We start from the raw sequence: 7,833 nt of genomic DNA, 5'->3' as shown, positions 1-7,833 counted from the left end.
CTGTCGAATCATTGCTGGCACTGACAATCAACTGACCATCAGGGCTAAAGGCGACAGAATTGACTTCTTTTTCATGTCCGTGCCAAGGTTGACCAATGGGGTTGCCGTGAATATCCCACAAACGGATTGTCAAATCATTGCTAGCACTGATAATCCACTGACCATCAGGGCTAAAGGCGACAGAATTGACCCAATTCTCATATTTGCGCTGCGATCGCCCGATGACCCGATCTTGTAGTATTTGATCTAGCTCCCACAAACGCACAGTGCGATCGCCACCACTAATAATCAGCTTGCCATCGGGGCTAAAGGCTAGGGAATTGACCTCTCCTTCATGTCCCCGCCAAGGTTGAGTGATGGGGTTGCCATTGATATTCCATAAGCGTATTGTGCGATCGCAGCCACCACTAATAATAAACTTGCCATCAGGGCTAAACGCTACAGAATTTACATGTCCTTCATGTCCATGCCAAGGTTGACCGATGGGATTACCTTGGATGTCCCACAACCGCACTGTCGAATCACTACCACCACTGACAATAAACTTGCGATCGGGGCTAAAGGCGACGCAAATAATTTTTGCCTCATGTTTGTGCCAGGGTTGAGTAATGGTGTTACCTTGTAAATCCCACAAACACACCGTTCCGTCAAAACCAACACTGACAATAGAATCGCTATTTGTACTAAAAGAGACGGAAATAACTCCTTCCTTATGTCCGCGCCAAGGTTGAGTAATGGCGTTACCTTGTAAATCCCACAAACACACTGTTCCGTCAAAACCAACACTGACAATAGAATCGCTATTTGGGCTAAAGGCGACAGAAATAACTCCTTCCTCATGTCCCTGCCACGGTTGATTAATGAGATTACCTTGTAGATCCCATAAACACAAAATTCCGTCAATACTGCCACTAACAATAAACTTGCCATCAGGGTTAAAGGCTAGACAATTAACCTCTTGCTCGTGCCCCAACAAAAATTGAGCAGTAGGATTACCAATGATATTCCACAAGCACACCGTAGAATCGCTACTGCCACTGGCAATAAACTTGCCATCAGGACTAAAGGCTAGACAATTAACCTCTTGCTCGTGTCCGCGCAAGCTATTTGCCTCTGTGGGTGTGTTCATTGCTTCCTTTAAGCTTCCCAAAACAGGAGCTAGAAGCTGGTTTGGGTATTTTTCTAGATTCTCACCCATTGTTTGAATTGCCAGCACCAAACCCTCTAGCGGTTGGACAGGAAGTAAATTCAAAACCCTGGCTGATTGTTCGCGCAGTTTTAATTCAGTCAGTGCAAGGTGTAACTTTTGAATCTCTTGTTCCTTTTCTCTTAAATGGCGATCGTGCCATCCAATACTAGGATTAATAAATTGATTAGCTTGTTCGTCTAAATAACCAAACGTTTGTTCTTTTAGTTCTTGATAAGTCTTTATCTTCAAAACCCCGTTTGCAATATCTTCTCTTTCCCACAGCACATCTAAGGTGTATGCCAAAAGTGGTAAATAATCATTTTGTTGGTGAAAATCATGAATAATTTGCTCAACTAATCCTTGTTCAAAGGTGACGCCATGTCTAGCAGCAGGTTCAGCGATCGCTAACTTTAATTCTCCATCGCTCATTCTAGTGAGTATACGACTATAGCGATCGTGAATCTTCGCAAGTTGGGGATACTCACTAAATTTATCCAAAAAATCAGACCGCATTGTTAAAACAATTTTGACAGAGCTATCCTGCTGCTGGAACAGTTGAAAGAGACTAGCAACAAATTTATCGCGTTCCGGTTTTTGAGTTTTCGTAAACAGTTCTTCAAATTGGTCAATAAAAATCAGAATGCACTGATAATCTTGTTTGAGGAATGTGACAATTTTAATTAGGGTATTTTCTCTTATTTCTCTAGAAATATCCGCTATTTGCGTTTTTTTGCCATAACTATAAGTAAGACACTGACAAAGAGATTTAAAAGGATTTTCATCTGGGTGAAAACTTATATTAATTAACGAATTTTTATGAGAGCCTAAATAAGGAATTAAGCCTGCTCGAATCAATGATGATTTCCCAGTTTTTGATGCTCCTAAAAGCAAGAGAAAATTATCTTGGTTTAAGCGATCGCCCAGATTAGCAATCCACTTCTCTCGACCAAAAAATTTGTCTTTATCTTTAATTTCAAAAGTTTTTAATCCTAAGTAGGGAGAGTCTATTTTGAGTGGACGATAATGAATGTCCTCAAAATTACTGTCAGAAAAAAAGTCGTATTCAGAAATATATTGGACATTACACCCAATATTTATATCGCCTTTAGAACTGTTAACCATCTTATCTCCTTACCTTTGGACATCTCTGGCTAAATCTTTACCTCAGTTATAGTTCCTCGGCTAATCTTTGTAAGTAACTCAACAAAATTAATTACACATTCTCTTGTGAAGCTTTCCCTGTCACCGCCCTATAGGATCACAAGTCGAATTACCCCCCTTAATCCCCCCGATGTATTGGGGGGAAACCGGAAAATCTAGTTCCCTCCCCTTTACAAGGGGAGGGTTAGGGTGGGGTAAAACCCGGATTTGTCAATTATTTCCAACTTATGTGTACACGGTAGCCCATAGTATAGAAGTTTTGTAAATCCTATCCGTGAAAGATTAAGGTTTTAAATAGGTTTATTCAGCAAAATTACTTAAGTAACTTTGAAAAAAATGTAGTAAGTTTATCCTAAAACGCCGGAAATGACAAACGGGATGGAACTTTTTGATAACCTACACCTTGCTATGTTTAGCGGCAAAGGTGGAGTCGGAAAAACGACAATCTCCTGCACCTTTGCATGTCGTTGGGCGCAGAAATTTGCCAATGAGCAAATTCTTTTAATCTCAACCGATCCGGCTCACTCTCTTGGAGATGTCTTACAAGTTAGCGTTGATGACATTCCTCGTCCCATAGCGGAATTACCCAATCTACTAGTAAGGGCGTTGGATGCAAAGCTTCTGCTACAAGACTTTAAAGAACGTTATGGTCAGGTTTTAGAACTGTTAGTCGAGCGCGGTAGTTTTGTTGAAGGAGAAGACTTACTTCCAGTTTGGGATTTAAATTGGCCTGGACTGGACGAGTTGATGGGCTTGTTAGAGATCCAACGGCTTTTCAACGAGCAGCGGGTAGATCGAGTAGTAGTAGATATGGCTCCTAGCGGTCATACTCTCAACTTGTTTGGATTGATGGACTTTTTAGATACTTTCCTCGACTCTCTGGAACTGTTTCAAGAAAAGCATCGGTATATTAGCAAGACCTTTGCTGGGAGTTACACACCCGATCGCGCTGACGATTTTTTGCACACCCTGAAAGCTGAACTATCGCAAGGTCGTCGTCTGCTTCAAGATCCTAAGCATACAGCTTGTTTGTTAGTTGCGATCGCCGAACCAATGAGTTGGTTGGAGTCAAAACGATTCCTAGAAGCCTTACAAACCATGCAGGTTCCTTGCGGAGGGTTGTTTGTCAACCAAGTCCTTGCCAGTGCGACTGACCGCGATCGTTACCAAGAACAACAACCGCTTATCAGTCAGTATACGGATCTTGCTAACGAAAAGCCGATTTTTATTGTGCCACAGCAAGATGAGGAGCCTTTAGGGATTCTAGCCCTCAGCCATCTGATCGACCAAATCCATGTTCCTCAGCTTGAACCGCTATCTCTTTTCGATCTACTCCCAGTTCAATGGCCTGAAACAATTCCTCCTAGCTTTGGAGATTTTCTCACCCAAGGTCGCCGCCTGTTACTAATTGGCGGTAAAGGTGGAGTAGGCAAGACCACAGTAGCAGCTGCAATTGGTTGGGCTATGGCTCAACAACATCCCGATCGCAAAATTCGCATGGTTTCCATCGATCCTGCTCACTCCTTGGGTGATGCCTTTGGTCTGAGTTTTGGACACGAACCATATCAAATAACTGCCAATCTTCGAGGTCAGGAAGTGGATAGCGATCGCATTGTCGATCAATTCAGAGCTGATTACCTATGGGAACTGGCCGAAATGATGAGTGGCGAAACCCAAACAAGCGAAACTATTGAAATGGCTTATGCTCCTGCTGCTTGGCGCAAAATTGTCGGTCAAGCTTTACCAGGGATTGATGAAATGCTTTCTCTGTTAACAGTAATGGAATTGCTAGAGCAACAAGAAGAAGACTTGATTATTTTAGACACTGCTCCTACAGGTCATCTTCTACGTTTTCTAGAAATGCCAAATGCACTAGCAGACTGGCTAGCTTGGATTTTCAAACTCTGGATTAAGTATCAGAATGTTCTTGGTCGTACAGAATTTATGGGGCGTTTACGAACTTTGCGACAGCGCGTAGTCAAAGCCCAAAAAGTGCTAAAAGACCCACAGCAAGCAGAGTTCATTGGGGTTACGCTTAACCAGACTAGTGTACTTGCCGAACAACAACGCTTGTTCAAATCTCTGCAAGAAATAGGTGTGAGCCAGAATTACCTTGTTCTAAACCGCTTTACTTCTACAGCAACCATTAATTGCGATTTTCCAGGTTTAACAATGGTTCGCTTACCAGTGCTTCCTCGCTCAGTTCAGCCTTTAGAACGCATCCAAGCAGCAGCAGGCTGTTTATTTTAACAGCTAATTAAACTAAATACTTTCATACCCAAAGAGAAATTTATTATGCACCGCACTCCAAAACGTGGACAAATTCAAGCCAAACTTAGCACCATGCCTCCTCAACGTTCGCAAGCAACAGTTTACTTAAATGCTTACAAAATGATGTTAGAGAAGGAGCGTTTAGAGGAGGAACTAGAGAAACTCGAAGCACGCCGACATCAGATTCAGCAGCGTCTTGCTATTTTAAATAGTCAAACAATTCCTGAAGAGAACATGACCCATCAGCAAGCAAATACTGACTTAGAAAACAATACACCAAAATTCAACACCCTAACATTGGAATACTAAGTACTAAGATTTCAGCTTGCCTATTCTTCGCAACTTCCTTGCGCGGTCGAGCAAGAGCAGGCTGGGGGGTTGGGGTAGTTGGGGGAGAAAATTGCGATCATGTTATTGGATGTTGTGTTTTAAAGGTTAACCGACATTGGGGTAAAAGCTTTTAGTGTAAAACATTTAGCCCGGATTAACGCTCAAGCGATCGCGCGTATGCCTCGTTTGCCTCTTGCAGTTCACGACGTAATTAGCCAATATTTCGCACCTTGATTGCGCGGTAATGGCTAGGGGAGCAGAAAACCAAATGTTGGAAATAATACTGACTAACTTGTGTATGGTTTCGGTGATGCTAAATTGGTTTTGTTTGTGAGCGAGCGCGGTATATCGCTTTGAATAAATGAGAGTGACCCTTACGCAATTCTCAAACGAACGTATTCTCAGAGGATGGATTTTGCTCCGCATAGAAGCTGCTCATGTTTGCACCCAAATTTGGACATCATCTACATTTAATCCTTATCAAGAACTGTACATCTGGCTGGGGCAAATTCGAGACTGCCAACTACCCGCAAAAATGATCATCGATGAGGAAGGTTATGGAGTAGAGCTGATAGCTGAGTCCTTGAGTAATGCAGTTGTGGAATTGAAAATTGACCCGTGGATGTGCAGTCATGACACTACAACACGCCTCAAAATTACTATTGAGCCTGATAAATTGATTAAGGCATTTTATGATGGAGTCATCAAATTTCTTCAAGATGAGTATCAACCATCACAATGGTCATACATTGATGATTTGAGCAATATAAATTGGGGAGCTTTGCTCAAACCATCTAATATAGAAGGTCAAAATTGGCAAACACGTTTAGCAATGTACTGGGGCGGACGTGGCAGGGTTAGTGAAACCGGACGTGAAACTGTATGGAACCAATTAACGCCCTTACAACAATGGCTAGTTATTCTACATGATGTAATGTTATGGATTACCGATTTAACAGCTAACAGTCAAATCACAGAAGCCTACGCACTTGTCAGCTTATATAAAAATTTACCAATTGATATTGCTTTAGGTGAATTTGATGCAAGTTGGTATTCCAGGCGAAGAATTGAGTTAAACAAAAAATATGGACTGCGTGAAAACTCCATAGAAAGACGAACACCTTATAATCATAGTGCTTCAGCAAAAGCAAGATTAAAAACACTAAAGCTTGGTCAACTTGTAGATGGAACTATCCATAAAATTAACTCGCATGGTGTCTTCGTTAATATTGGGGGATATTATGCGCTAATACATATCACTGCAATTTCTCAACAAACTGTTGACCATCCAGAGCAAGTTTTTCAAGTAGGTGAGTGGGTTAGAGCAATCATTATCAGCATTGATGTTGAAAAAGGGCGAGTCTCACTTTCAACTAGCGATTTAGAGCTTGAACCAGGTGATATGCTAAAAGACCCATTAGTTGTCTATGAAAAAGCAGAAGAAATGGCGGCTAGGTATTATCAAAACGTCGTATTAAAGTTGGAAAGGGAGTAGTGCTTGAAAGCCCCGACCTCGCAATAGAGATACACAGCATTAGCTGTCTGTTACCTTTATCATTAGTACATTTACAGTGGACAAATTTTGTTGTTTCTTACCCTTGCTTTCTTTTAGTACGATCGCCATCTTCTATAGATTACATAAAACGTAGACACCCAGAGGGTAGTAGAACCCAACAAATGATATTGAAAATACAGTAAGTTTATCAACACAATATCTACTTAAATAAAAGTAACATTACTCTGGAGTGAGGAAATGCGATCGCATCCATTACGAGCAATCATTTAACAAGCATTCTAGAATCGATATCTAAAAGCCAATTTTCATCAACAAACTCCAAATTTTCATCGTAAACAAGAACTAATTCGCCAATTTTTTGAGTGTTATTATTTGGTGCTTGTGTGGTATCACCAGCAGAAACCATGAGTAAAAACTTTAATTTTAAAAAGCGTTCTCTCTGACTAACACCAATAGAACTGCTGACTAATTCAGCCTCTAAATTACTAGGTAAAGTAATTTTTTCATAGTATTCATCTTGGTCATCCCAGTAGCCACATACTTGATAATTACATTGTTCAAGATGCTCTTTAACAAGTACGTTGGCATCTAAACTTTGTAATATTTCAGTTAAATCCTGCCAAACTTGATGATTTTTTAATTCGAGCCTTGTCATAGTTATGTGGGTTTAATGTTCTGTTACCAAACCAGGGAAGTGCAATATACCATCAATGAATTTTGCATGAAATCGGCGGTCGCCACCTTTACCTAAGACTTTAGATTTCAAATCGTAGCCAGATTCTTGGGAAGCCACCAACCCAACATTACCGCGAGGAGGTACAAGCCCTTTCTCAATGGCTTTTAAATGTTTCCCCTTCCGATCATATTTTAATCCCAGCTTTATTTGTTCACTGCCAAATGAAACTAGCAGACCACTGATTGAAAGATATACAGTATCAGGTTGAATATCTGCCCAATTATCGGGTAAAGCTTCCATTAAATTAATACTTAATATAGTAGAAGCATAATTTACTTAAGTATAATAGCTAACAACATTTTTAAAATTAACGTGAGTCTCCAACGGAGACGCACGTTAGTTAAAGCAATAAATCACACAAGCTAGGAAAGAATTTCAATACTCTTGTGTTTGATCGCGTTCCTCCTGTTCTGCTTCCAGAATCGCTAATAAAAGAGCTTCTTCCTGAATTTCAAACTCTTCTTCAGGAATTTCTCCCATATCAAAAGCAAGTTGGAGTGCAAGAAGTTGCTTGCTGAGATTCTCTTTATCATCAATTTCAGTACTCGCATGTTCTAAAATTTTTTCCCCAAGCCACGTTACCCCCATTAATGGGCCAGTAATCGGTAGTAGTAAGAAGCGCAGAACCAT

General features: G+C 40.8%; 6 protein-coding genes and 1 pseudogene. 3 read left to right on the top strand and 4 right to left on the bottom strand.

Going from position 1 to position 7,833, the window contains the following annotated elements; genetic code table 11:
- Positions 1–2,311 (bottom strand): annotated as a pseudogene (locus tag A4S05_RS20710) (hypothetical protein); the annotation flags it as partial.
- 405 nt (positions 2,312–2,716) lie between these two features.
- Here A4S05_RS20710 and A4S05_RS20705 point away from each other — a divergent pair.
- The 3 genes from A4S05_RS20705 to A4S05_RS20695 all read left to right on the top strand — a co-directional run bounded on the left by A4S05_RS20705 (position 2,717) and on the right by A4S05_RS20695 (position 6,446).
- Positions 2,717–4,600, top strand: coding sequence for an ArsA family ATPase (locus A4S05_RS20705; protein ID WP_069071682.1), 1,884 nt, complete (start codon positions 2,717–2,719; stop codon positions 4,598–4,600).
- Positions 4,601–4,645: 45 nt separating this feature from the next.
- Complete coding sequence (locus A4S05_RS20700) at positions 4,646–4,930, top strand: hypothetical protein (protein WP_069071681.1); 285 nt, start codon at positions 4,646–4,648, stop codon at positions 4,928–4,930.
- 382 nt (positions 4,931–5,312) lie between these two features.
- Positions 5,313–6,446, top strand: a complete 1,134-nt coding sequence (locus A4S05_RS20695) for a S1 RNA-binding domain-containing protein (RefSeq protein ID WP_069071680.1) — start codon at positions 5,313–5,315, stop codon at positions 6,444–6,446.
- Positions 6,447–6,729: 283 nt separating this feature from the next.
- Here the strand turns inward: A4S05_RS20695 and A4S05_RS20690 are convergent, their stop codons facing one another.
- From A4S05_RS20690 to A4S05_RS20680, 3 genes are all read right to left on the bottom strand, one after another.
- Positions 6,730–7,122, bottom strand: coding sequence for a hypothetical protein (locus tag A4S05_RS20690; RefSeq protein ID WP_069071679.1), 393 nt, complete (start codon positions 7,120–7,122; stop codon positions 6,730–6,732).
- Between the two features lie 12 nt (positions 7,123–7,134).
- Complete coding sequence (locus A4S05_RS20685) at positions 7,135–7,443, bottom strand: hypothetical protein (RefSeq protein ID WP_069071678.1); 309 nt, start codon at positions 7,441–7,443, stop codon at positions 7,135–7,137.
- 135 nt (positions 7,444–7,578) lie between these two features.
- Positions 7,579–7,833 (bottom strand): gas vesicle protein GvpG, encoded by a 255-nt coding sequence (locus A4S05_RS20680; RefSeq protein ID WP_069071677.1) that lies wholly within the window; start codon positions 7,831–7,833, stop codon positions 7,579–7,581.

The sequence above is a fragment of the Nostoc sp. KVJ20 genome (assembly GCF_001712795.1).
Taxonomy (GTDB): Bacteria; Cyanobacteriota; Cyanobacteriia; order Cyanobacteriales; family Nostocaceae; genus Nostoc.
Note: the sequence above shows the minus strand (reverse complement) of the source record. Positions and strands in the feature narration are given on the sequence as shown.

Coding starts and splice junctions, on each gene's coding strand:
- A4S05_RS20680 (WP_069071677.1), bottom strand. CDS start 7,833: ATGGTTCTGCGCTTCTTACTACTACCGATTACTGGCCCATTAATGGGG.
- A4S05_RS20685 (WP_069071678.1), bottom strand. CDS start 7,443: ATGGAAGCTTTACCCGATAATTGGGCAGATATTCAACCTGATACTGTA.
- A4S05_RS20695 (WP_069071680.1), top strand. CDS start 5,313: ATGAGAGTGACCCTTACGCAATTCTCAAACGAACGTATTCTCAGAGGA.
- A4S05_RS20705 (WP_069071682.1), top strand. CDS start 2,717: ATGACAAACGGGATGGAACTTTTTGATAACCTACACCTTGCTATGTTT.
- A4S05_RS20700 (WP_069071681.1), top strand. CDS start 4,646: ATGCACCGCACTCCAAAACGTGGACAAATTCAAGCCAAACTTAGCACC.
- A4S05_RS20690 (WP_069071679.1), bottom strand. CDS start 7,122: ATGACAAGGCTCGAATTAAAAAATCATCAAGTTTGGCAGGATTTAACT.